This window comes from Pseudoxanthomonas sp. PXM04, from assembly GCF_014851695.1.
Classification (GTDB): domain Bacteria; phylum Pseudomonadota; class Gammaproteobacteria; order Xanthomonadales; family Xanthomonadaceae; genus Pseudoxanthomonas_A; species Pseudoxanthomonas_A beigongshangi.
Genome location: NZ_JACVAG010000003.1, coordinates 59963 through 82796, shown reverse-complemented (window position 1 = coordinate 82796; position 22834 = coordinate 59963). Strand labels below are relative to the sequence as shown.

Below are 22834 nucleotides of genomic sequence, written 5' to 3'. Positions count from 1 at the left end.
CTGTCCGCCTCAGGCCGCCCGTATCGGCGGCAGCGGCGTCGAGGGATCGTTGTCGTGATCGTCCGGATTGCTGTCGTCGTCGTTGGCCGCGCCGTCGCGCCAGCGCCAGTCCGCCGCAGTCAGCGCCGGCAGGCCCCAGGCGATGCGGGCCTTGTCGCACTGCGGACTGGCTTCGCCGAATTCCCATGACGCCGGCACATCGCGGCAGACGGTCGGTCGCTGCGGATGGATGCTGCAGCGCGAACGTACGCCGATCTCCGCGTCCAGCGCCACGCAGCGTGGCTTCTGCTCCCAGGTGCCCCGCATGACCACGCGATGCGGGTCGAACGGCTCGGTCAGTTCGGACGGCACGGGGCCGCCGAGGGCCGGGTCGGTTTCGCTCCAGTGGAAACTGACGCGGAAATAGGCGCAGCAGGCGCCGCAGGTCAGGCAGGGATGCATGGGAAAGGCTCGGGCGGTGCGCGAGGAGGGGGCAGGGGGTGCGGAATTGTGAGGCCTCTCTCGGCTGACGCAAGTACCGTCCAGCGGCGACAATGGGCGGATGACCGAACCCTGCAACATCGCCGCCTCCCTGCCGCGGCTGGCGCGCGAGCAGCCCGACCGCGTCGCGATGCGCTGCCCGGGCCGCGATGGCCGCTATGCCACCGAACTCACCTATGCCCAACTGGATGCCCGCAGCGATGCCCTCGCCGCCGGCCTGGGCCGCCACGGCATCGGCCGCGGCACCCGCAGCGTGGTCATGGTCCGGCCCACGCCGGAGTTCTTCCTGCTGATGTTCGCCCTGTTCAAGGCCGGCGCGGTGCCGGTGCTGGTGGATCCGGGCATCGACAAGCGCGCGCTGAAGCAATGCCTGGACGAGGCGGCGCCGGAAGCCTTCATCGGCATCCCGCTCGCCCAGCTCGCGCGCCTGCTGCTGGGCTGGGCGCGAAGCGCGCGCCGGATCGTCACCGTCGGCACGCGCTGGGGCTGGGGCGGCACCACCCTGGCCCGGCTGGAACGCGCGGGGCGGGGCGCCGGTCCGCAATTGGCGGCGACCGCGCCCGACGACGTGGCCGGCATCCTGTTCACCAGCGGCTCGACCGGCGTGCCCAAGGGCGTGGTGTACCGCCATCGCCATTTCGTCGCCCAGATCGAACTGCTGCGCGAGGCCTTCGCGATGCAGCCCGGCGGCGTGGACCTGCCGACCTTCCCGCCGTTCGCGCTGTTCGATCCGGCGCTGGGCCTGACCTCGATCATCCCGGACATGGATCCGACCCGGCCGGCCAATGCCGATCCGGAAAAACTGCACGCGGCGATCGCGCGGTTCGGCGTGACCCAGCTGTTCGGTTCGCCGGCGTTGATGAAGGTGCTCGCCGACCATGGCCAGCCCTTGCCGACGGTGCGCCGGGTGACCTCCGCGGGCGCGCCGGTGCCGCCGGACACGGTGGCGCGCATGCGCGCGTTGCTGCCGGACGACGCGCAGTTCTGGACACCCTACGGCGCGACCGAATGCCTGCCGGTGGCGGTCATCGAAGGGCGCGAGCTGGAAGCCACGCGCGAGGCCACCGAGGCTGGCGCCGGCACCTGCGTGGGCCGGCCGGTGCCGCCCAACCAGGTGCGCATCATCGGCATCGACGATGGCGTCGTCGCCGACTGGGACGCGGCGCGGGTGTTGCCCACAGGTGAAGTGGGCGAGATCACCGTCGCCGGTCCGACCGCCACCGACACCTACTTCAACCGCGACGCCGCCACCCGGAATGCCAAGATCCGCGAGCGCCTGGGCGATGGCGGCGAACGCATCGTCCATCGCATGGGCGATGTCGGCTATTTCGACGGCGAGGGCCGGCTGTGGTTCTGCGGCCGCAAGACCCAGCGGGTGGAAACCGCCCAGGGACCGCGCTACACCGAACAGGCCGAACCGATTTTCAACACCCACCCGGACGTGCGTCGCACCGCGCTGGTCGGCGTGGGCGAACCGGGACGCCAGCGACCGGTGCTGTGTTTCGAACTGCTGCCGGAAGTCGCGGCGATGCGCCGCGACGTCGTGGCCGCCGATCTGCGCACGCTCGCGCAGCGCCATCCGCACACGGCGGGCATCGAGACCTTCCTCTGCCATCCGGGCTTCCCGGTGGACATCCGCCACAACGCCAAGATCGGCCGCGAGAAACTGGCGGTCTGGGCGACCCAGCAGCTGGAGCAGCGCGCATGAAGATCCTGGTCACCGGCGGCGGTGGATTCCTCGGCCAGGCCCTGTGCCGGGGGCTGGTCGAACGCGGCCACCACGTCATCAGCTTCAACCGAGGCCACTATCCCGCACTGGCCGCGCTGGGGGTGGGCCAGGTGCAGGGCGATCTGGCCGATGCGCACGCGGTGATGCACGCGGCCGCCGGCGTCGACGCGATCTTCCACAACGCTGCCAAGGCCGGTGCCTGGGGCGCCTACCGGCTCTATCACCAGGCCAACGTGGTCGGCACCGAGAACGTGCTGGCCGCCTGCCGCCATCATGGCATCGGCCGGCTGGTCTACACCTCCACACCCAGCGTGACCCATCGCGCCACCCATCCGGTCGAAGGCGGCACCGCCGACAGCGTGCCGTATGGCGAAGGCTTCAAGGCACCCTACGCCACCACCAAGCTGATCGCCGAGAAGGCGGTGCTGGCGGCGAACGGTCCGGCGCTGGCGACGGTGGCGCTGCGCCCGCGGCTGATCTGGGGGCCGGGCGATCAGCAGATCCTGCCGCGGTTGGTGGAACGCGCGAAATCCGGGCGCCTGCGCATCGTCGGCGACGGCAGCAACCGGGTGGACACCACCTACATCGACAACGCCGCGCAGGCGCATTTCGATGCCTTCGAACACCTGGCGCCGGGTGCACGCTGCGCCGGCAAGGCCTACTTCATTTCCAATGGCGAACCCAAGCCGATGGGTGAACTGCTCAACACCCTGCTCGCCGCGGCGGGCGCGCCGGGCGTGGACAGGCACCTGTCGTTCAAGGCCGCCTACCGCATCGGCGGGGTCTGCGAAGCACTGTGGACGGTGCTGCCGCTGAAGGGCGAACCACCGATGACCCGCTTCCTGGCCGAGCAGCTCAGCACCACCCACTGGTACGACATGACGCCCGCGCGCGAGGACTTCGGCTATGTGCCGAGGGTGTCTTTTAACGAAGGCATCACCCGGCTGAAGTCATCACTCCGCGACAACGCCGCCATCACTTCTCCGTGACTCCGCGGACTCCAGCATGGACGTGCGCCGAATGGAGCGCGCCCGTGTTTCAGGAGATCCCATGCTGCGCTATGCCGTCATCTTCTTCGTTATCGCCCTGATTGCGGCGGTGCTGGGTTTCAGCGGTATCGCCGGCGCCGCCAGCAATATCGCCTGGATCCTGTTCGTCGTCTTCCTGATCCTGGCCATCATCTCCCTGTTCCGCGGCCGCAGCGTGTAGCACGCCGGTCCCGCGCGCGGCCGGGCGCGGGCGTATGGGTAGAATGGCGGCATGTCCGCCTCGCCCTTCGACCTGCTCAAGCCCTTCGCCGGCCGCGCGCTGGAAGCCGCGCTCAATCGCGCGCTGGCCCTGGATCCCGATACCCGCGCCGGCCTGGCGCCACTGGAGGGCCGGCGCGTGGCGCTGGCGCTGGAGTCGCCCGCGGTGGCGATGGAAATCCGGGTCGGCGGCGGCGAACTGCAGGTCGGCCCGGTCCATGAGGTCCACGAACCCGACCTGGCCGTGCGCGCCACCCTCGGTGGCGTCCTATCGCAGCTGCCGTTCCTGCGCCGCGACAACGCCGCACCGGTGGGGCGCATGCGCATTTCCGGCGATGCCGATCTGGCGCGCCGCCTGCAGACGCTGGCCGAGCGTTTCGACCCGGACTGGCAGCAACCTTTCACGGCCGTATTCGGCGACATCCTGGGCGTGCAGATCGCCAACGCCCTTCGCACCGGACTGCGCCAGGCGCGCACCGCCGCGCGCGGATTCGCCGAAAACACCGCCGAGTACCTCACCGAGGAATCGCGCGATGTCGTCGCGCGCGCGGAACTGAATGCCTTCCACGATGATGTCGACGCGCTGCGCGACGACGTCGAACGGCTGGCCGCGCGCGTGCAGCGGCTGGCGGCCCGGCGCGGAGGCGCCGCATGAGGCCGGTGCTGCGCGCCAGCAAGATTGGACGGGTACTGCTGCGCTACCGACTCGATGATCTGCTCGACGACACGCCCGCCGAGCGCTGGCTGAAACTGGCGCGCCCGTTCGTGCCGCGCGCCTCCGCCGAGATCGCCGCGCAGCCGCGCGGCGCGCGCCTGCGGCTGGCGCTGCAGGAACTGGGGCCGATCTTCGTCAAGTTCGGCCAGATCCTGTCCACCCGCCGCGACCTGGTGCCGCCGGACGTGGCCGAGGAACTGTCGCTGCTGCAGGACCGGGTCAAGCCCTTCGACGGGGACGCCGCGCGCGCCATCGTCGAACAGGTGCTGGGCCGGCCGATCGGCGAGGCCTTCGCCCACTTCGATACCTCGCCGCTGGCGTCGGCCTCGATTGCCCAGGTGCATGCGGCGACCCTGCCGGATGGCCGCGAAGTCGTGGTCAAGGTGCTGCGTCCGGACATCGAGAGGCAGATCGCCGCCGACATCTCCCTGCTCAAGTCGGTCGCCGCGCTGGTCGAGCGCGCTCATCCGAGCGCCGACAAGATCCGCCCGCGCGAGATCGTCGCGGAAATCGAATCCACCCTGGCCGCCGAACTGGATCTGCAGCGCGAGGGCGCCAACGCCAGCGTGATGCGGCGTTTCTGGAAGGATTCCGACGATCTGTACGTACCGGAAATCATCTGGACGCACACCAGCGAGCGCGTGCTGACCATGGAGCGCGTGCACGGCATCCCGTCCGACGACGTGGCCGCGCTCGACGCGGCCGGCGTGGATCGACGCGCGCTGGCGGCCAAGGGCGTGCGGGTGTTCTACACCCAGGTGTTCCGCGACAACTTCTTCCACGCCGATGCGCATGCCGGCAACATCTGGGTCGACAGCGATCCGGCGCGCCGCGCCAATCCGCGCTTCATCGCCCTGGACTTCGGCATCACCGGGCAGCTCTCGCCGGAGGACCAGTACTACCTGGCCGAGAACTTCATGGCCATCTTCAACAAGGACTACCGGCGCATCGCCGAGCTGCATGTCGAGGCCGGCTGGATGCCGGCGACCGTGCGCATCGACGAACTGGAAGCGGCCGCGCGCGCGGTGTGCGAGCCCTACTTCACCCGGCCGCTGTCGGAAATCTCGCTGGCCGAGGTGCTGCTCAAGCTGTTCCGCACCGCGCAGAAGTACGAGCTGACCCTGCAACCGCAGTTGATCCTGTTGCAGAAGACCCTGCTCAACATCGAGGGCGTCGGCCGCCAGCTGGATCCGCGCCTGGATATCTGGGCGGTGGCGCGGCCGGTGCTGGAGAAGATCCTGCTGGAGCGCTACAGCCCGCAGCGCGCGGTGCAGGAATTCCGCAAGCGGTTGCCGGAAATCATGACCCACGCGCCGGACATGCCGCGGCTGGTGCACGCCTGGCTGACCCAGCAGGTCGAGGGCAGGCATGAGCTGTCGATGCGCTCGCGCGATCTCGCCGATCTGGCGACGACACTGCGCGGCATGCAGCGCCGGATCGTCGCCGCCATCCTCGGCGTGGGCCTGCTGCTGGTGGCGGCGGTGCTGTACGGACTGGAAGCCGGTGGCCCGCGTATCTTCTCGGTGCCGGCCTCGGCCTGGATCGCCGGCATCGGCGGCCTGTGGGCGCTGCTGGCGGCCTGGCCGCGCCGGTGACCGGAAACCGGCTCTCCTGTAGGAGCGGCGCAAGTCGCGACCGGATGCCCGCCGCGCTTTCGCGACTCACTTCGCTCCTACAACTGCTCCATGACGATCTTGGCAATCAGCGAGTGATGACCCGATGCGGAAACCGGTATTCCTGAAAGTATTGCTGGCGATGACGGTCCTGGCGCTCAGCGCCTGCACGCACGTACCGAAACCGGAACACAATCCGCTCGCGCACTGGGCGCCCTCGCCGAACCATGAAGCGCGCAGACCGATCCTGATCGTCATCCACGCCACCGAGCAGAACTCGGTGGCCGAGAGCCTGGAGACCCTGCGGACGGAGAATTCCGGCGGGCCGGTGAGCGCGCACTACCTGATCGGCCGCGACGGCGAACGCTACCAGTTGGTCGCCGATGAACTGCGCGCCTGGCACGCGGGTGGCGGACGCTGGGGCACGATCACCGACGTCAACAACGTGTCCATCGGCATCGAGCTGGACAACGACGGGCGATCCGAGTTTCCCGCCGGGCAGATCGACAGCCTGATCGTGCTGCTGGAGGATCTGTGCGAGCGGCTGTACATCCCGCGCACGCAGATCGTCGCGCATGCCGATTTCGCGCCCACCCGCAAGCAGGATCCGGGCACGCGCTTCCCGTGGAAGCGGCTGGCCGAAGCCGGCTTCGGCATCTGGCCGGCCGCCGACGCGCCACCGGCGCCGGCGGGATTCGATCCCTGGAACGCGCTGCGCCTGATCGGCTATCCGCTGACCGATCGCGCCGCCACCGTGCGCGCCTTCCATCGGCGCTTCCGCGGCACCGAGACCGACGTGCTGGACGATGAGGATCTGCGCATCCTGGCGTCGTTGGTGCGACAGTCCACGGGCGAGTAAGCGGGTCGCCGCCCGCGCGGAAGATCCGCGCTAGCGGCCGGACAGGCCATAGGCGGCCGGCGAGCCGGACGTGAACGTCAATCCCGGCTGCGCGACCAGCGTCTCACCGTCCAGCCGGAACACGTGCACGCGGCGATCGATCATGCTCTGCGCGAACACCGTGCGTGCATCATCAAGGAATCCGACGCCCTGCGCCCAACCGCCGAATCCGGTTTCCGCCACGCGTCGCAGCCGTCCCGACTCGATGGCCAGCACCACCAGCCGGCTGTCCGGCGAATACAGCGGATGCGAGCGCGGGAGCGTGCTCATGTTCTGCAGGGCGGCGGCCGCATGGCGGCCATCGGGCGCGCAAGCCACGCCTTCCGGTGACATGCCGACGGAGGCGGTGTCGATGACCCGCGGCAACGCGCCGCGCGTGTCGATCAGGCTGATCGTGTCGACATCGCCGGTCACCTTGCCGTAATTCGCGACCACCGCAAGTCCGGTGTCGCCGCAGAACGACAGCGCGGTGGGGCCGACGCCGGCGCTCATTTCGTGGCGGGCGGGGAGGACCGGTCGGCCCTGGTCCGTCGCGAGCCAGGCGATCCGCTGGCTGCCTGGCAGGCTTGCCAGCGCATGCGCGCCATCGGCGCTGAACGCCGTCGCGATTGGCGCGCTGCCCGCTTCGAAGCGCACCACCTCGACGACTTCCCAGATGCCGGCGCGTTTCTCCAGCACGCTGACGCTGTCGGCGCCGGTATGCGGCACCCAGGCATGGCGGCCATCCGGATGCAGGCTCACCGACGAAGGGGCCGCCACCAGGGTCAGCGTCTGCGACACACGCATCGGTGTCGAGGCCAGATCGATCACCGCCATCGCGGGATTGGCGGTGAAGGCGCCGGCGCGTTCGGGATCGGCGCGGGTGAAGGCGGTGACCAGCGCCTCGCGCCCGTCCGCACTGATCGCGATGCTGGAGGGCGGTCCCTGGAAACTGATCGGCACCTCGACTTCGCCGAGCAGGCGCAGTTGTCCGTTGGTGGTGTCGTAGAACGCCGCGCGATCCGGTGCGGGTGTCCCGAGTATTTCCACCTCGCCGTTGTTCATCCGCGCCTTGCCGTCCAGGGCGATGCCGAGCACCTGGGCATGCGCGGGCGCGACGGCGAACAGGCAGGCCAGGAGGCACCCTCCGGCAGATGCGACACGACCAGGCATGGAGGCGCTCCGGAAGAGGGGAGGCCGGAATCCTAAGCGCATTCGCGCCAGCCGCGTGTTCAGCCGGCCGACTTCATGAACGCCGGCATGCCGGTGCCGACGGGAAGCGGGTGACTTAAAGCCCTTTTAATGCCGCCGGCGCAGGATGCGCCGCGACGCAGTGCAGCCCCCACCCGGAGGAATCCCGTGAACCTGTTCCCCGCTCTCGTGCCACGCGGTCGTGTATCGCCACCCACCTTTCCCGCCACGGCCGGTTACACCGTCGCCCGGGTTTCCCGTCGCGATATCGAGGTGCTGATGGCGTTGTGCGACCTGCAGCGCGACCGCGGCCGGAGTCCGGCGGCGGACGACCGGGAGACGTCCGCGGGCCTGCTCGAACTGATGGAAGCGCTGTTCGATCCACCGCTGCGCGCCTGGGCCTGGATCGCGCGCGACGGCGAGGCCGCGGTCGGTTATGCCGCCGCCACCGTCGGTTTCTCGTTGCTGGAGCGCGGCTACTACCTGCGACTGGAATCGCTGTACGTGGATCCGGCGCATCATGGCCGCGACGTGGAAGCACGCCTGCTGGCCTCGGCGAGCGCGACGGCGGTGCAACTGGGATGCTTCGCCGTGCAGTGGCAACAGGGCGCTGGCCTGCCGCCGCTGCAGCTCAGCGGCGCCAGCATCGGCGACGGCCGCTGCGGCATGCTCCGCCTGTCCACTCCGACCGCATCATGAGCCGCGGGCGCCGCCGTTCCTCCCCCCGGCGGCGCCCCGGCCGGCGCGTCGCCGCCTTCTTCCTGTTCCTGATCGCCGGAATGCTCTACATGTCCCTGTCCGCCTGCAGCACCGTCCCCTATCCGCAGTCACCGCAGTACCGCGAGCGCGCGTTCCACAATCCGGTCGAACCACGCCAGCCGGCCACGCGGGAAATCCCCGGTCTGTGGTGGCGCTTCATGTTCGGAAAATCCGATCGCACCGTGCCGCCCGCCGCATTGCCGGTCCGGAAAATCACCCGTGCGGAACTGGACGCGGCCGCGGATGGCACGCTCTATCGCATCGGCCATTCAACCATCCTGCTGAAGCTCGAAGGCGGCTACTGGATCACCGATCCGGTGTTCTCCGAGCGTGCCTCGCCCGTGCAATGGGCGGGACCCAGGCGCTTTCACGCGCCGGCGATCGCACTGTCCGAGCTTCCGCCGCTCGCCGGGGTCATCCTGTCGCACGATCACTATGATCACCTGGACAAGGCGACGATCCGGGCACTGGCCGCGCGTGCCGAACGCTTCATCACGCCGCTGGGCGTGGGTGATCTGCTGGCGCGCTGGGGCGTGCCCAAGGATCGGATCACGCAACTGGACTGGTGGCAGTCGGTGCGGGTGGGTGGCCTGCACTTGACTGCCACCCCCGCGCAGCATTTCTCCGGACGCGCGCCGTTCCAGCGCAATCCCACCCTGTGGGCCTCCTGGGTCATCGAGACGCCGCGCCAACGGATCTTCTTCAGTGGTGACACCGGCTACTTCGCCGGCTTCCGCGAAATCGGCGAGCGGCTGGGACCGTTCGATCTGACCCTGCTCGAATGCGGCGCCTACGATCCGCTGTGGGAAGGCGTGCATATGCTGCCGGAGCAGAGCGTGCAGGCGCACCTGGATCTGCGCGGTCGCTGGATGATGCCGATCCACAACGGCACCTTCGATCTGGCCTTCCATGACTGGAACGCGCCGATGGAATCGGTCAGCGCGATCGCCGCCGAGCGTGGCGTGGCCTTGAGCACGCCGATGATCGGGCAGGCGGTCGCGGTCGACGCGCCGCAGGCGTTCACGCCGTGGTGGCGCCTGCCGCGTTGAGCGGAGGCGTCAGCGTCCCGGATCCGGGAACCGCACCCGGATCGACAGGCCACGTCCGTCGAGCCCGTCGTCCAGGGTGACTTCCGCGCCATAGGCCTGGGCGATGCGCCGGACCAGTGACAGGCCGATGCCGCTGCCGCGCTCGCCATTGCCGTTGCTGCCACGGAAGAACCGGTCGAAGATCTGCGCGCGCTCTTCCCGCGGCACGCCCGGGCCGTTGTCGGTGACGGTCAATTCCACGCACGCGCCGTCCAGGCCGCGACCACAGGCCACCACCACCCGGCCGCCTTCGCCGCTGTAGCGGATGGCGTTGTCGATCAGGTTGCGCACCAGCACGCCCAGGTCGTCGAGATCACCGGACACCGGCGCGACGGCGGTGTTCAGCACGATGGTCTGCTGCCGGCGCGAGGCCATGATCTCGAACTCGCGCACCACCATCGTCACCACGTCGGCGAGTTCGACCGTCGCGTGGTCATGGCGACGCTGCGAGGCATCGATGCGGGCCGAGTCGAGCAACTGCTGCGCCAGCCGCGACGTGCGTTCGATGCCGTGGGCGAGCTGGCCCAGTGCCTGCCGGGCGTCGGCCTCGCTGCCGGCGCGCAGCGCGACCTGGGTCTGGGTCTGCAACGCCGCCAGCGGCGTGCGCAGTTCATGCGCGGCGTCGGCCAGGAATTGGCGCTCGCCGTGCATCGCGTCGGCCAGCCGGGACAGCAGGCCATTGAAGGATTGCACCAGCGGCTGGATCTCGCGCGGAATGCCGGCCGTGGGCAGCGGGGCCAGGTCCAGCGCATCGCGCTGCGACATCAGATTGCGCAGGCGATTCACCGGCCGCAGGCTCCAGCCGATCGCCGCCCAGATCGCCAGCGCCAGCCCCACCATCAGCGCCACCGCCGACAGCAGGGTGATCTTCACCCACCAGGCAACCTCGGCCCGCAATTGCTTGCGCGACATGCCGACCTGCACCTGCACGCGTCCGCTGGCGTCGGTGACCGCGTAGACGCGCCAGTTGTCGCCCGCGGTGCGGGTGTTGGCCAGTCCGGTCCGGAAACTGGGTTGCAGCGGGGTCTTCGGCGCGCCATTGGACGACACGATGCTCTCGCGGCGCTGTAGGCTCCAGACCTGGAAACGGATCTTGTCGAACTTGTAATTGGGCTGGGCGGGCAAATCCGCCGGCAGTTGCAGGCGCGAACGACCACCGACGGTGTCCACGTCGCTCGGCATCGACATCAGGATCTGCTGGCCGATTTCGCGCAGCGATTGATCCCAATGCCCGTTCTGCTGCCGCGAGACCTGCACGTACTGGCAACCCAGCCAGATCAGCCAGCCGATCAGGCTGACACCCATCAACGTGGCCAGCAGCTTGCCCTTGAGCGAATGGTGGCGCCTCATCCTCATTCCACCTCGCCGACGCGGTAGCCGAATCCATGCACCGTGGTGATGAAGTCGTCGCCGAGCTTGCGTCGCAACTGGTGGATGTAGACGGCGATGGTGTTGCTCTCGATGGTGCCGTCGCCGCCGTAGACCAGCGATTCCAGCGCGTCGCGCGCCACCACCCGGCCCTGGCGTTCCATGAGTGCCATCAGCGTGCGGTACTCGTGCACGCCCAGCTTCACCGCCTGGCCGCCGCGGGTGACCGCGCGGGCGGCAGGATCCAGGACCACGTCGCGGTAGGACAGCACCGGCGCCACCCGGCCCTGGCTGCGCCGCACCACCGCGCGCAGGCGCGCGCACAGCTCGTCGGTCTGGAACGGCTTGACGATGTAGTCGTCGGCACCGGCGTCCAGGCCGCGCACGCGATCGCTGAGCTGGTCGCGGGCGGTGACGATGAGTACCGGGGTGGTGTCGTAGCGCTGGCGCAGCGCGTTCAGGACATCCAGGCCGGATCCGCGCGGCAGGCCCAGATCCAGCAGGACCGCGGCGAAGGCGTGGTCGATCAGCGCGGTCTTGGCGGCGCCGGCGTCCTCGGCGCGGGCGACGTCCCAGCCATCCTGGCGCAGTGCGGCGGCCACGGCGTCGCCGAGCATGCGGTCGTCTTCCACCAGCAGGATCGGGGTCACGGCGAGGTTCCGGAAAAACAGGGGAACCGATGGTAAACCGCGCGCTTTAAAGCCGTCTTAATCCGCCCACGGCAGAACGGGCGGGGAGGGACCCGGGCAGGGTCCCGTCCGTCCCGGCTTTCGGTCCTACTGGGCGGATTGTGTCGCGGCCGCCTTGGCGAAATCGCCGGCCAGGTACACGCTCAGCGTTTCCGGCTTGAGGTGCTTGCGGATGGCGGCATTGACCTGTTCCAACGTCAGTGCGGCGTAGGCGGCATCCAGGTCGGCGGTGAACTGCATGGTGCGGCCGAAGTACGCCTGATCGGACAGCATGCCGGCGACGGCGCCGTCTTCGGCGCGGCCCTGGCGCCGCTCGGTCAGCGTGCCGGACACGGCATCGCGCAGCTCCTCCCCGGTGATGCCGTCGCGGACCAGCCGCGCCAGCTCCTCGCGGATGGCGGCTTCCACCTTGGCCATGTTTTCAGGCGCGGCGATGGCCTGGATATTGAAGCTGCCATTGTCGTCGGTGCCTTCGCGGCTGTCGTCGGCGCGAACCGCGCTGGAGACGCCGTAGCTCAGGCCTTCCTTCTGGCGGATGCGATCCCCGAGTCGCGATTTGAGCGCGCCACCGCCGAAGATACGGTTGGCGATCAGCATCGCCGGATAGTCGGGGTCGGTGACCTTGAGCGACAGGTTGCTGCGTGCCAGCAATACCGCGTTGGGTTTGTCCGGCGTGGACAGGCGCTGGTGGGTCGCGGCGACCGGCGTGTAACGGGTGTTGATCGGCGCATACGGATGCGGCGAGTTCCAGCCCGCGAACAGGGATTCCAGCTGCGCGCGCACCGCCATCGGATCGAAGTCGCCGACCACGGCGATTTCGCCCTCGGCGGTGCCGTAGAAGTCACGATGGAACGCCGCCAGATCCTCGCGCTTGAGCGCCTTCACCGCGGCGATGGCCTCGTCGAGGGTTTCGATGTGCAACGGATGGCCCTTCGGCCAGGGGTCGAAATGATGCGCCAACGCCTGGCCCGCGACCGCGCCGGGCTCCTTGCGGGAGGCTTCCATGCCGGTGAGCGCCTGCAGGCGCAACTGTTCGAACTCGCTCTCGGGGAAGGCCGGGTGGCGCAGGATGTCCGCCGCCAGCGCCAGCGCGTCGGCCAGTTGGGTGCGCCGGCTCAGCAGCGAAATCCCCGCGCCCTGCAGGCCGCCGCTGACGCTGGCCTGGGTCTTCAGCGCCTCGAACCGTTGATCGATCTGTTCCCGGCTCAGCGTGGTGCTGCCACGCATCAGCATGGCGCCGGCCAGGCCGGAGGCATCCTGCCGGCCGGTCAGCGAAGCGACGTCGCCGAAGCGGAAGTTGGCATCCACCACCACCGTCTCGCCGCGGGTCTTGCGCGGCAGCAGGGCCACCCGCAGGCCATTGCCGAGGATGAAACGCTGGGTGCGCGCCTCCAGGTTCTGCGGCGTGGGATCGAACTGTTCGCCGGCCGAGACGGCGGGGCGCCCGACATAGCCGTCCACCAGCTTGGCGATTTCCGGGCGCGGGGTGATGGTGACGCGCTCCGGCGGATCGGTGGGGATGAAGCGGCCGAGCGTGCGGTTGCTGGTCTTCAGGTATTCGGCGGCCACCCGGTTGACGTCGGCGGCGGTGACCTTGGCGATCGCGTCGCGGGTGACGAACAGCAGGCGCCAGTCCCCGGCCGCCAGGAACTCCGACAGGCCCATGCCGACCGCGTTGACGTCGGTGAAATAGAGTTCGTAGGCATTGGCGATGCGCTGCTTGGCTTCCTCGACTTCCGCCTCGGTCACCGGCGTGCGCGCCACGCCTTCGACCTGGGCCAGCAGTTCCTGCTCGGCCTTGGCCGCGTCGCCATCCTTCGGCAGCACCGCCAACGCGGTGAACAAACCGGGATCGCGCAGTGATTCGCTGCCGGCGCCGCTGCCGGCGGCGAGGCGCGGCTGCACCAGCGTCTTGTGCAGGCGGCCGCCCGGCGTGTGTCCCAGCACATTGCCCAGCACGCTCAACGCGGGGCTGTCCGGATGGCCGGCGGCGGGAATGTGGTAGGCCGCGGCGACGATGCGCACGTCGCCGGCACGGCGCACATCGACCTGGCGTTCGCCGTCCTGCGCGGGCTCGGCGGTATGGAAGGCGGGCAGCGCGCGGGCGGGTTTCTCCAGCGGACCGAAATGGGCCGCGACCCGCGCCAGCGTCGCCGCCGGGTCGATGCGGCCGGCGATGATCAGGGTGGCGTTGTCCGGCTGGTACCAGGTGCGATAGAAGCCCTGCAGGCGTTCGATCGGCACGCCTTCGACGTCCGAACGCGCGCCGATCGTGCTGTTGCCGTAGTTGTGCCACAGAAACGCGGTCGAGCGGATGCGCTGGAACAGCACGCCGCCGGGATTGTTCTCGCCCGCTTCCAGTTCGTTGCGGACCACGGTCATCTCGCTGTCCAGATCCTTGCGCGCGACATTGGAGTGGACCATGCGATCGGCTTCCAGTCCCAGCACCCAGTCGAGGGTGGCGTCGTCGGCGGGGAAGGACGCAAAGTAATTGGTGCGATCCAGCCCGGTGGTCGCATTGAACTGGATGCCGCGCTTCTTCATCTCGCCGCTGATGTCGGCGTGGGTGGGCGTGCCCTTGAACAGCAGGTGCTCCAGCAGGTGCGCCATGCCGGTCTCGCCATAGTTCTCGTGTACCGAACCGACGCCGTAGACCAGGTTCACCGTCACCGTGGGCTTGCTCGCATCCGGGAACAGCAGCACCCGCAGGCCATTGCCCAACCGGTACTCGCTGATGCCTTCGACGCTGGGACCGGCGATCACGCCGCGGGGCAGCGCGGTATCCGCGAAGGAGGCCGGCGCCATGCCGAGGCTTAGCGTCAATGCCAGGCCCAATGCGAGAATAAGGCGGCGTGGTTGCATGCAGGACTCCCTGTAAACGGCAACCCGCAGTGTCGCAGATTTGCGGGAGCCGGACGTTACATGAGCGATAGTGAGAGCGGTCACGACATTGGCGGCGTGCTGTACCAGGACGCGGACCTGGCCATCATCGACAAGCCGGCGGGACTGATGGTCCATGACAGCAAGCTGGCGCGCGGCGAGACCGAGTTCCTGGCCGACCGCCTGCGCGAGCGTTTCGGCAGGCCGATCTTCCTGATCCACCGGCTTGACCGCGCGACCAGCGGTTGCCTGTTGATCGCCTTTGATCGCGATGTCGCCTCGGCGCTGGGCCGGACATTCATGTCGCGCGAAGTGGAAAAGGACTACCTGGCCATCTGCCGAGGGTGGCCGGAACCGCAGATCGACCTCGACTATGCGCTCGATGGCGGACCCGGCAAGCCGGAGAAGCGACCTGCGTCGACCCGGTTTACCCGGCTGGCGACCGGCGAATTGCCCCTGCCGTCCGCGGGGTTCTCAAGTTCACGCTACGCGTTGCTGCGCTGCCGGCCGGAAACCGGGCGCTTCCGCCAGATCCGCCGGCATCTCAAGCACCTGTCCCACCACCTGATAGGCGACAGCAGCCACGGCGACGGCCGCCACAACCGCAATTTCCGCATGCACGGCGTGCATCGCATGTTGCTGCATGCGGTGCGGCTGTCGTTCCTGCATCCGCTCAGTGGCGCGCGAATCGAAGCCATCGCGCCGCTGGACGCCGAATTCCGCCGCGCCTTCGCGCTGTTCGGCTGGGACGAATCGCTGCGCTGACCGATCCCTTCAGCCGAGCTCGCTCCGCTGCTGTTCGGTCAGGCGATCTTCAATGCCGCCATCACGATCAGCGCCAGTGCGCTGGCGAATCCGACCGCCCACACCAGGCTGCGCAGCGCGGCCTGGTTGGCGATGTAAAGCACGCCGTGCAGCACGCGCGTTACCGTGAAGACGATCGCCAGCAGGTTGATGGTGGCGGGATCGACACCGGCCAGTTGCGCCATCAGCACGCCGGCGACGAAGGCCGGGAAGGATTCGAAACCATTGAGGTGCGCGGCGTGGGCGCGATGCGAGCGCGGATTGTCCTGCCTGGCCTGCCACTCGCGCGGCGCGCGGTTGTTGTAGCGCTCGCCCGAACGCTTGGCGATGGTGACCCACAGATAGGGCAGCAGGGCGGTGATCAGGATGCACCAGTAAGCGATGGACATGGATTCCTCCTTGGATTGCCGCATAGCCTAGCCGAAGCCCGCGCGATGGAGCGCTTCGATGTACTTCCCGGCTTCGGCGGCGGAACGGGCCGCGGTGGGAAACAGGTTCCGATCGGAAGTACTCGCCGGTCGGACCCCACCCCGGAAACAGCAACGGCGCCCTGGAGCGCCGTTGCCGTCAATGCCGCGGAGGCTTACTTCGCCGCCGGTTGCATCATCTTGTCGCGGGCCGCCTTGAACGGATTGCCCGGATACCAGTTCGGCCACTTGTCGCCGCCGGCGATGTCCTTGCCGACGCCGTACAGCGCTTCCAGATCCTGCACCGTTCCATCCAGCTTCCAAGTTTCCGGATAGTACTGATCGCTCGGCGAGTGGTAGTGCCTGGCGTAGTCCTCGGCCGCCTTCTTGCCGGCCTCGGTGCCGCCCTCGACCAGATCCTCGCCGCCATCGGCATACAACGCCGGCACGCCGGCCTTGGCGAAGTTGAAATGATCCGAGCGGAAGTAGAAGCCGCTCTGAACCGAGGTCTCGCCGTGCAGGGTGCGGCCCTGCGCGGTGGCGATCGGCTTGAGCACGTCTTCCAGCTCCGAGCTGCCGAAGCCGACCACGGTGATGTCCTTTGCCTTGCCGGCCACCGACATCGCATCGATGTTGATCACCGCCGCGATCTTGGCGAGCGGGAAGGTCGGATGGGCGACGTAGTACTTGGAGCCGAGCAGGCCGGACTCCTCCAGGGTCACCGCCAGGAACACCAGCGAACGCTTCGGCTTGGGTTCCTGATGGGCGAAGGCGTCGGCGATTTCCAGGATGCCCGCCACGCCGGTGGCGTTGTCGATCGCACCGTTGTAGATGTTGTCGCCGGTCTCGCCTTCATGCTTGCCCAGGTGATCCCAGTGCGCCATGTACAGCACCGCCTCGTCCTTGCGATCGGTGCCCGGCAGCACGCCGACCACGTTGCGCGAGTTCTTTTCGCTGATGGTGCTCTTCAGATCGATGGAGGCCTTGGTCTTCAGCGTGACCGGCTTGAAGCCGCGCTGATTGGCGGCCTTGTACGAGGTGTCCAGATCCAGGCCGGCGTCAGCGAACAACTGGCGGGCGGCGTCGGCGGTCAGCCAGCCCTGCACCGGGATGCGGCGCTCGGGATCGTCCTTGGCCGGCAGGTCGTACTGCGCGCCGGACCAGGAATTCTTCACCACGTCCCAGCCGTAGCTGGCGCCGGGCGTATCATGGACGATGAACGCGGCGGCGGCGCCCTTGCGCGCGGCCTCCTCGAACTTGTATGTCCAGCGCCCGTAATAGGTCATGCGCTTGCCTTCGAACAGCTTCTCGTCGCCGGTGTGGAAGCCGGGATCGTTGACGAACATGACGACCGTCTTGCCCTTCCAGTCCTGGCCGGCATAGTCGTTCCACTGCTGTTCCGGCGCGTCCACGCCGTAGCCGACGAACACCATCTCGCTGGCGTCGACCTTCACTTCCTTCTCGCCGGTGCGGGTGCCGGCAACGAAATCCACGCCGAACTTCAGCTCGCGCGTCTTGCCGTTGCTTTCCAGCTTCAGCACGGTGCCTTCGTCGGCGGTGGTCTCCACCATCGGCACGTCCTGGAAGAAGCTGCCGTTGTTGCCCGGCTGCAGGCCGATGCGCTTCATCTGCGCTTCCAGGTAGGCGACGGTCTTCTCCTCGCCGGTGGAACCGGGACCGCGGCCTTCGAATTCGTCGGAAGACAGCGTCTTCACCAGTTGGGCGAAGTCGGCCTCGTTGATGGCCGGGGCGAAGGCGTGATCCGCGGGTGCCGGCGCGGTGGGCGCGGTGGCGGCCGGTGCTTCGGCGTCAGGCTTCTTGCACGCGGCGAGCAGGGTGGTGGCGGCCAGCACGGCCGCCGCCAGAGGGAGCTTGCGGGACATCGGGATTCCTCAAATCCAGGAATCCCGAGTGTATGCGATCGTCCCGCGCGATGTGCCCGGCGCTCAGTCGGCCGGCGCGGTCGGCGTATCGAACGGGCGTGCGGTGGCGCCGGTGACCGGGCCGATCTTGGCCGTACGGTGGACGTAGAGGACCACTTCGCGCTCGAACACCAGCGGGCCGTCGACGGTTGCGTTCGGGCCGATCACGATGCGGGGCGGACGCTTGCGCTCGATGTTGAAGTTGCCCTTGGGCTTTTCGACCTTCAGCCCGCCGCGCACGTGCGAATCCACGCCCACGGTGACGTCGCCGTTGACCGTCTCGATGCTGCCGCCGACTTCGGTGCCGACCAGGCCGATGCCGCCGTTGACCGTGGAAACGCCCTCGCGCACGCGGCTGCCGCGATCCAGGAAGATCGGACCGTTGACGGTTTCCACGTCGCCGTCCACCTGGACCTTGCTGCCGGCGCGGATGCCGCCGTTGACCGTTCCCATGCCGCCGGTGCGGGCGCCATCGCCGATCTTGAGCGAACCGTTGACGGCTTCGACCGAGCCCGTCGTGGCATTGTCCTCGACGACGATGGAGCCGTTCACGGTGCTGAGGTCGCCGTGGCTCTGGCCGGCCTGGGCGGTGATGGAGCCGTTGACCTTGGAGATGTCGTTGCCGGCGAAGGCGGGTGTGGCCGCCAGTGCCAGGGTCAGCAGCAGGGCAGGGGAAGTACGGGTCATGGTGAAGTCCTGTTCGTCGAAAGTACGGGTTGGATGCCGGGGCCGCCCAAAGGGTTTAACCGGGCCTGGCGACGGGACCTCCCGCCGCGTTCAGGGTAACGCCGCCATCGCAGCACGCTTCGCTACAATCTTCACCTGCCTGAAGTCACCGGAACCCCCACCGTGTCCCCAACGCCGTCCGCCTCCCCGCGTCCCAAGCCCGTCGTCCTGCTGATCCTCGATGGCTGGGGCCACCGTGAAGATCCCACCGACAACGCGCTGGCACAGGCGGAACTGCCGAACTGGCGCCGCCTGCTGGCGACCGCGCCGCACACCCTCATCCACACCGAGGGCCGCCATGTCGGCCTGCCCGACGGCCAGATGGGCAATTCCGAGGTGGGCCACATGAACCTGGGCGCCGGCCGCATCGTCTACCAGGACCTGACCCGCATCGACGCCGCCATCGAGGACGGCAGCTTCTTCGACACCGCGGAGCTGGCGGCGGCCTGCGATGCCGCCAAGGCCGGCGGGCATGTCCTGCACGTGTTCGGCCTGCTTTCGCCGGGCGGGGTGCACAGCCACGAGAACCACATCTTCGCCATGCTGGAACTGGCCCATCGCCGCGGTGTGCCGAAGGTGGCCGTGCATGCCTTCCTGGACGGCCGCGACACCCCGCCGCAATCGGCCGAACCCAGCCTGCGCGCGCTGCAGGATGTCTGCGCACGCCTGGGCAATGCCAGCCTGGCCACGGTCAGCGGCCGCTACTACGCCATGGATCGCGACAAGCGCTGGGATCGCCTGCGCAAGGCGTGGGATGCCATCGTCGAGGCGCAGAGCGAATACCGTGCCGCCGACGGGGTGGCCGCGTTGCAGGCGGCCTACGCGCGCGGCGAGAACGACGAGTTCGTGCTGCCCACGGTGATCGACGGCGCGCAGCCGATGGCCGATGGCGACGCAGTGGTGTTCATGAACTTCCGCGCCGATCGCGCGCGCCAGTTGACGGCCGCGTTCGTCTCGCCGGATTTCGACGGGTTCCAGGCCCGCCGCCCACGGCTGTCGCGCTTCGTCTGCCTGACCGAGTACGACGCGAAACTGCCGGCGCCGGTGGCGTTCCCGCCGGATGACCTGCGGCACACGCTGGGCGAACTGCTGGCCGAGCAGGGCCTGACCCAGCTGCGCATCGCCGAGACCGAGAAGTACGCCCACGTGACGTTCTTCTTCAGCGGCGGGCGCGAGGATCCCTTCGCCGGCGAGGAGCGCATCCTGGTGCCCAGCCCCAAGGTCGCGACCTACGATCTGCAGCCGGAAATGAGCTGCCCCGAGCTGACCGCCAAGCTGGTCGACGCGATCGGTTCCGGCCGCTTCGACGTGATCATCTGCAATATCGCCAATCCGGACATGGTCGGTCACAGCGGCGATCTGCAGGCCGCCATCCTCGCCGCGCAGGCGGTGGACCAGGCCATTGGTGCGGTGGACGCCGCGGTGCGCGCCGCGCACGGCGCGCTGATCATCACCGCCGATCACGGCAACCTGGAGATGATGCGGGATCCGGAAACCGGACAGCCGCACACCGCGCATACGGTTGGGCCGGTGCCGCTGGTCTACGTCGGCGAGCGCGCGGCGAGGCTGCGCGCGGGTGGCGCGTTGCGCGACGTCGCCCCGACCCTGCTGGATCTGCTGGGCCTGCCGCAACCGGCCGAGATGTCCGGCCAGTCGCTGATCGCCGCCGCGCAATGACGCGTCGCCTGCTCCGCACCGGCCTCGGCCTGCTGATCGCGCTGGGCGTGATCAGCGGAGGCGTGTCGGCGCAGAGCCAGCGCGACGCGCAGAAGAAATTGGAAAAGGCGCGCGGCGAACTGAAATCGATCGCCCAGGAGCGGCGCAAGCTGGAGGGCGAACGCGGCGATGCCTCGCGCAAGCTGCGCGAGGCCGACGAGCAGGTTGGCCGCAGCAGCCGCACGCTGTCCGAAACCGAATCCTCGCTGCGGCGCGAGGAGGCCGCATTGGCCGAACTGCAGCAACGCCGCGAGGACATGCTGAAGCGGCTGGGTGGACAGCGGGAACAATTGGCCGCGCTGGTGCGCTCGGCCTACATGACCGGCGGCGACGCGCCGCTGAAGGTGTTGCTGTCGCAGGACAGCGCCGCCGACGCCAGCCGTACCCTGGCCTATCACCGCTACCTGCAGCGGGATCGCGCCGCCCGCATCGACGGTCTGACCACCGAGCTGCGGGCGCTGGCGCAGGTCGAACAGGACATCACCAGCCGGCGCGCGCAACTGGATACCGATCGCCAGCGCCTGCGCGGACAGATGAACCAGTTGCAGAAGGATCGGCAGAGCCGGGCCCGCCTGGTGGCCGATCTCGATCAGCGCTACCAGGACCGTGCCGACCGCGAAAAGGCGCTCGGCCAGGATGTGCGGTCGCTGGAGCGCCTGCTCGCCAACCTGCGGGCGGCGGCGGCGCGCGCCGAAGCCGAGCGCCGTGCGGCCGCGCGCAAGGCGGCCGAGGAGCGCGCGCGCGCGCAGGCCCGCCAGGGCGCCACGCAAGGCGCGCAAACCCCTTCGCGCCCACGGCCGGAAGTGGCCAACGCGCCCGCGTTGAAGGTTGGCGGGCTGGGCTGGCCGCTGTCCGGAAACCTGTTGGCCCGCTATGGCGGGCGGATGCCGGACGGTCGTACCAGTTCAGGCGTGCTCATCGGTGCGCCGGCCGGCAGCACGGTGACAGCGGTGGCCGACGGCACGGTGGTGTTCTCCGAATGGATGACCGGCTACGGACTGATCCTGATCATCGACCACGGCAACGGCTACATGAGCCTGTACGCCCACAACGAGAGCCTGTTGCGTGACACCGGCGTCCAGGTCAAGCGTGGTGATCCGGTGGCCAAGGTCGGCACGTCCGGCGGCCAGGGCACGCCGGCGCTGTACTTCGAACTGCGCCGCAACGGCCAGCCGGTGGACCCGGGCAGTTGGCTGCAGCGGCGCTGAACCGGAACGCCATTCACCGCCGGTTCGCGCATAATCGGGCGAACTCCGTGGACCGCGCGGGGTCCATGGTTCCGCCGCTTTCCCACGGAGTTTCGATGCGTTCTTTCCTGCCCCTGGCCCTGTTGCTCGCCCTCGCCGGCGCGCCCGCGTTCGCGCAAGAGACCGCCAAGGAACCGGAGGTGGGCGCCAGCGACGATCCCTCCGCCGCCGAGACCGCGCCCTCGAAGGTGCCGCTGGAGGAAATCCGCCGGTACGTGGCCGTGTTCAATGCGGTCAAGGAGGCCTATGTCGAGCCGGTCGAGGATCGCAAGCTGATGCAGTCCGCCATCCGTGGCCTGCTGCTGGATCTGGATCCGCACAGCATCTATTTCGACAAGGAAGACGCGCAGGCCTACGACGAGCAGACCTCCGGCGCCTATGAAGGCATCGGCGTGGACCTGCTGCAGCAGCCGGACAATACCCTGCTTGTGGTCTCGCCGATCGACGACACGCCGGCGGCCAAGGCCGGGATCAAGGCCGGAGACGTGATCGTGGCCATCGACGGCAAGCCGATCGAGAAGACCGATGGCATGGAACCGCTGCGCGGCAAGCCCGGCAGCAAGGTCACCCTCACGCTCGTGCGTGAAGGCACCGCCAAGCCATTCGACGTCAGCCTGGTGCGCGACGTCATTCGCATCGCCAGCGTGCGCAGCCGGATGCTGGAACCGGGTTACGGCTACGTGCGCATCAGTGCGTTCCAGACTGAGACCGCGGCGGACTTCCAGAAGCACGTGGCCGACCTGAAGGCGAAGGGCAAGCTGCGCGGGCTGGTGCTGGATCTGCGCAGCAATCCGGGCGGCCTGCTGCTGGCGGCGGTCCAGATCGCCGACGATCTGCTGGACAAGGGCAACATCGTTTCCACCCGCGGGCGCATCGTGGTCAGCGATTCGCGCTTCGACGCCACGCCCGGCGACTTGCTCGAAGGCGTGCCGGTGGTGGTGCTGGTGGATGCCGGTTCGGCCAGCGCCTCGGAAGTGCTGGCGGGCGCGTTGCGCGACAACCAGCGCGCGCGCGTGGTCGGCAGCCGCACCTTCGGCAAGGGTTCGGTGCAGACCGTGCTGCCGCTGGACAACGGCGATTCGGTGAAGCTCACCACCGCCCGCTACTACACGCCCAGCGGCAAGTCGATCCAGGCGCGCGGCATCGTCCCGGATGTGGAACTGCATCCGGAAACGAAAGACGGCGAACCCGGGATCATCGACTACAGCGAGGCCACCCTGCCCGGTCACCTGCGTGGCGATGACGAGGGCCAGGAAGGCTATACCGCGGGCGAAGTGCTGGACGGCGAGAAACCGATCGCCGCCGCCCTGGCCGAGTTGAAGAAGCAGCTCGCGTCCGCACCGGCCACGTCGGCGAAGGCACCGCCGGCGCGCCGC

At 68.8% G+C, this 22834-nt stretch carries 19 protein-coding genes and 1 pseudogene; 12 read left to right on the top strand and 8 right to left on the bottom strand.

Features of this window, described 5'->3' with window-relative positions; genetic code table 11:
• Nucleotides 1–9 precede the first annotated feature (9 nt).
• Entirely contained in the window at nucleotides 10–441 is a 432-nt protein-coding gene (locus tag IB228_RS08850) for a YkgJ family cysteine cluster protein (RefSeq protein ID WP_183640309.1), read from the bottom strand.
• 100 nt (nucleotides 442–541) lie between these two features.
• On the opposite strand from IB228_RS08850, the gene oleC reads away from it, so the two are divergent.
• From oleC to IB228_RS08820, 6 genes are all read left to right on the top strand, one after another.
• Nucleotides 542–2188 (top strand): olefin beta-lactone synthetase, encoded by a 1647-nt coding sequence (oleC, locus tag IB228_RS08845; protein WP_192198140.1) that lies wholly within the window; start codon nucleotides 542–544, stop codon nucleotides 2186–2188.
• Entirely contained in the window at nucleotides 2185–3198 is a 1014-nt protein-coding gene (gene oleD / locus IB228_RS08840; protein WP_192198139.1) for a 2-alkyl-3-oxoalkanoate reductase, read from the top strand. Before oleC ends, oleD begins: the two co-directional genes overlap by 4 nt.
• 61 nt (nucleotides 3199–3259) lie before the next feature.
• Complete coding sequence (locus tag IB228_RS08835) at nucleotides 3260–3418, top strand: DUF1328 domain-containing protein (RefSeq protein ID WP_141454537.1); 159 nt, start codon at nucleotides 3260–3262, stop codon at nucleotides 3416–3418.
• Nucleotides 3419–3469: 51 nt separating this feature from the next.
• A complete protein-coding gene (locus IB228_RS08830) occupies nucleotides 3470–4111 on the top strand; it encodes an SCP2 sterol-binding domain-containing protein (protein ID WP_183640322.1) in 642 nt (213 codons plus the stop codon).
• The gene (gene ubiB / locus IB228_RS08825) at nucleotides 4108–5766 is read left to right on the top strand and encodes a ubiquinone biosynthesis regulatory protein kinase UbiB (protein ID WP_183640331.1); all 1659 of its coding nucleotides are present in this window, start codon (nucleotides 4108–4110) and stop codon (nucleotides 5764–5766) included. The genes IB228_RS08830 and ubiB overlap by 4 nt, the downstream gene beginning before the upstream one ends.
• Nucleotides 5767–5890: 124 nt before the next feature.
• The gene (locus IB228_RS08820; RefSeq protein WP_183640334.1) at nucleotides 5891–6643 is read left to right on the top strand and encodes an N-acetylmuramoyl-L-alanine amidase; all 753 of its coding nucleotides are present in this window, start codon (nucleotides 5891–5893) and stop codon (nucleotides 6641–6643) included.
• Nucleotides 6644–6673: 30 nt separating this feature from the next.
• Here the strand turns inward: IB228_RS08820 and IB228_RS08815 are convergent, their stop codons facing one another.
• Nucleotides 6674–7834, bottom strand: coding sequence for a hypothetical protein (locus tag IB228_RS08815; protein ID WP_183640338.1), 1161 nt, complete (start codon nucleotides 7832–7834; stop codon nucleotides 6674–6676).
• 186 nt (nucleotides 7835–8020) lie between these two features.
• Between IB228_RS08815 and IB228_RS08810 the strand changes: the two genes are divergently transcribed.
• Nucleotides 8021–8551: a GNAT family N-acetyltransferase gene (locus IB228_RS08810; protein WP_183640340.1), complete on the top strand. Its 531-nt coding sequence runs from the start codon at nucleotides 8021–8023 to the stop codon at nucleotides 8549–8551.
• Between the two features lie 89 nt (nucleotides 8552–8640).
• On the top strand, nucleotides 8641–9660 hold the full coding sequence (locus IB228_RS08805) for an MBL fold metallo-hydrolase (RefSeq protein WP_203322264.1): 1020 nt from the start codon (nucleotides 8641–8643) through the stop codon (nucleotides 9658–9660).
• A gap of 9 nt (nucleotides 9661–9669) precedes the next feature.
• Here IB228_RS08805 and IB228_RS08800 read toward each other — a convergent pair whose 3' ends face one another.
• The 3 genes from IB228_RS08800 to IB228_RS08790 form a co-directional block, all read right to left on the bottom strand.
• Nucleotides 9670–11049 (bottom strand): ATP-binding protein, encoded by a 1380-nt coding sequence (locus tag IB228_RS08800; protein ID WP_183640342.1) that lies wholly within the window; start codon nucleotides 11047–11049, stop codon nucleotides 9670–9672.
• Between the two features lie 2 nt (nucleotides 11050–11051).
• Nucleotides 11052–11717, bottom strand: a complete 666-nt coding sequence (locus tag IB228_RS08795; RefSeq protein ID WP_183640344.1) for a response regulator transcription factor — start codon at nucleotides 11715–11717, stop codon at nucleotides 11052–11054.
• Nucleotides 11718–11843: 126 nt separating this feature from the next.
• On the bottom strand, nucleotides 11844–14618 hold the full coding sequence (locus IB228_RS08790; RefSeq protein ID WP_192198138.1) for a pitrilysin family protein: 2775 nt from the start codon (nucleotides 14616–14618) through the stop codon (nucleotides 11844–11846).
• 60 nt (nucleotides 14619–14678) lie between these two features.
• On the opposite strand from IB228_RS08790, the gene IB228_RS08785 reads away from it, so the two are divergent.
• The gene (locus IB228_RS08785) at nucleotides 14679–15401 is read left to right on the top strand and encodes a pseudouridine synthase (RefSeq protein ID WP_183640349.1); all 723 of its coding nucleotides are present in this window, start codon (nucleotides 14679–14681) and stop codon (nucleotides 15399–15401) included.
• Between the two features lie 38 nt (nucleotides 15402–15439).
• Here the strand turns inward: IB228_RS08785 and IB228_RS08780 are convergent, their stop codons facing one another.
• The 3 genes from IB228_RS08780 to IB228_RS08770 form a co-directional block, all read right to left on the bottom strand.
• Nucleotides 15440–15829, bottom strand: a complete 390-nt coding sequence (locus tag IB228_RS08780) for an MAPEG family protein (RefSeq protein ID WP_183640356.1) — start codon at nucleotides 15827–15829, stop codon at nucleotides 15440–15442.
• A gap of 194 nt (nucleotides 15830–16023) precedes the next feature.
• Nucleotides 16024–17730: a M28 family metallopeptidase gene (locus IB228_RS08775; RefSeq protein ID WP_192198137.1), complete on the bottom strand. Its 1707-nt coding sequence runs from the start codon at nucleotides 17728–17730 to the stop codon at nucleotides 16024–16026.
• A gap of 63 nt (nucleotides 17731–17793) precedes the next feature.
• Nucleotides 17794–18456: a hypothetical protein gene (locus IB228_RS08770; protein WP_192198136.1), complete on the bottom strand. Its 663-nt coding sequence runs from the start codon at nucleotides 18454–18456 to the stop codon at nucleotides 17794–17796.
• 162 nt (nucleotides 18457–18618) lie between these two features.
• Between IB228_RS08770 and gpmI the strand changes: the two genes are divergently transcribed.
• The 3 genes and pseudogenes from gpmI to IB228_RS08755 form a co-directional block, all read left to right on the top strand.
• On the top strand, nucleotides 18619–20172 hold the full coding sequence (gene gpmI / locus IB228_RS08765; protein WP_183640364.1) for a 2,3-bisphosphoglycerate-independent phosphoglycerate mutase: 1554 nt from the start codon (nucleotides 18619–18621) through the stop codon (nucleotides 20170–20172).
• Entirely contained in the window at nucleotides 20169–21419 is a 1251-nt protein-coding gene (locus IB228_RS08760) for a peptidoglycan DD-metalloendopeptidase family protein (protein WP_192198135.1), read from the top strand. The genes gpmI and IB228_RS08760 overlap by 4 nt, the downstream gene beginning before the upstream one ends.
• A gap of 95 nt (nucleotides 21420–21514) precedes the next feature.
• Nucleotides 21515–22834, top strand: a pseudogene (locus IB228_RS08755) (S41 family peptidase); the annotation flags it as partial.

Excerpts from the sequence above, each read along its gene's own strand:
- IB228_RS08850 (WP_183640309.1), bottom strand. The coding sequence starts at position 441 with ATGCATCCCTGCCTGACCTGCGGCGCCTGCTGCGCCTATTTCCGCGTC.
- oleC (WP_192198140.1), top strand. The coding sequence starts at position 542 with ATGACCGAACCCTGCAACATCGCCGCCTCCCTGCCGCGGCTGGCGCGC.
- oleD (WP_192198139.1), top strand. The coding sequence starts at position 2,185 with ATGAAGATCCTGGTCACCGGCGGCGGTGGATTCCTCGGCCAGGCCCTG.
- IB228_RS08835 (WP_141454537.1), top strand. The coding sequence starts at position 3,260 with ATGCTGCGCTATGCCGTCATCTTCTTCGTTATCGCCCTGATTGCGGCG.
- IB228_RS08830 (WP_183640322.1), top strand. The coding sequence starts at position 3,470 with ATGTCCGCCTCGCCCTTCGACCTGCTCAAGCCCTTCGCCGGCCGCGCG.
- ubiB (WP_183640331.1), top strand. The coding sequence starts at position 4,108 with ATGAGGCCGGTGCTGCGCGCCAGCAAGATTGGACGGGTACTGCTGCGC.
- IB228_RS08820 (WP_183640334.1), top strand. The coding sequence starts at position 5,891 with ATGCGGAAACCGGTATTCCTGAAAGTATTGCTGGCGATGACGGTCCTG.
- IB228_RS08815 (WP_183640338.1), bottom strand. The coding sequence starts at position 7,834 with ATGCCTGGTCGTGTCGCATCTGCCGGAGGGTGCCTCCTGGCCTGCCTG.
- IB228_RS08805 (WP_203322264.1), top strand. The coding sequence starts at position 8,641 with ATGTCCCTGTCCGCCTGCAGCACCGTCCCCTATCCGCAGTCACCGCAG.
- IB228_RS08800 (WP_183640342.1), bottom strand. The coding sequence starts at position 11,049 with ATGAGGCGCCACCATTCGCTCAAGGGCAAGCTGCTGGCCACGTTGATG.
- IB228_RS08790 (WP_192198138.1), bottom strand. The coding sequence starts at position 14,618 with ATGCAACCACGCCGCCTTATTCTCGCATTGGGCCTGGCATTGACGCTA.
- IB228_RS08785 (WP_183640349.1), top strand. The coding sequence starts at position 14,679 with ATGAGCGATAGTGAGAGCGGTCACGACATTGGCGGCGTGCTGTACCAG.
- IB228_RS08780 (WP_183640356.1), bottom strand. The coding sequence starts at position 15,829 with ATGTCCATCGCTTACTGGTGCATCCTGATCACCGCCCTGCTGCCCTAT.
- IB228_RS08775 (WP_192198137.1), bottom strand. The coding sequence starts at position 17,730 with ATGTCCCGCAAGCTCCCTCTGGCGGCGGCCGTGCTGGCCGCCACCACC.
- IB228_RS08770 (WP_192198136.1), bottom strand. The coding sequence starts at position 18,456 with ATGACCCGTACTTCCCCTGCCCTGCTGCTGACCCTGGCACTGGCGGCC.
- IB228_RS08760 (WP_192198135.1), top strand. The coding sequence starts at position 20,169 with ATGACGCGTCGCCTGCTCCGCACCGGCCTCGGCCTGCTGATCGCGCTG.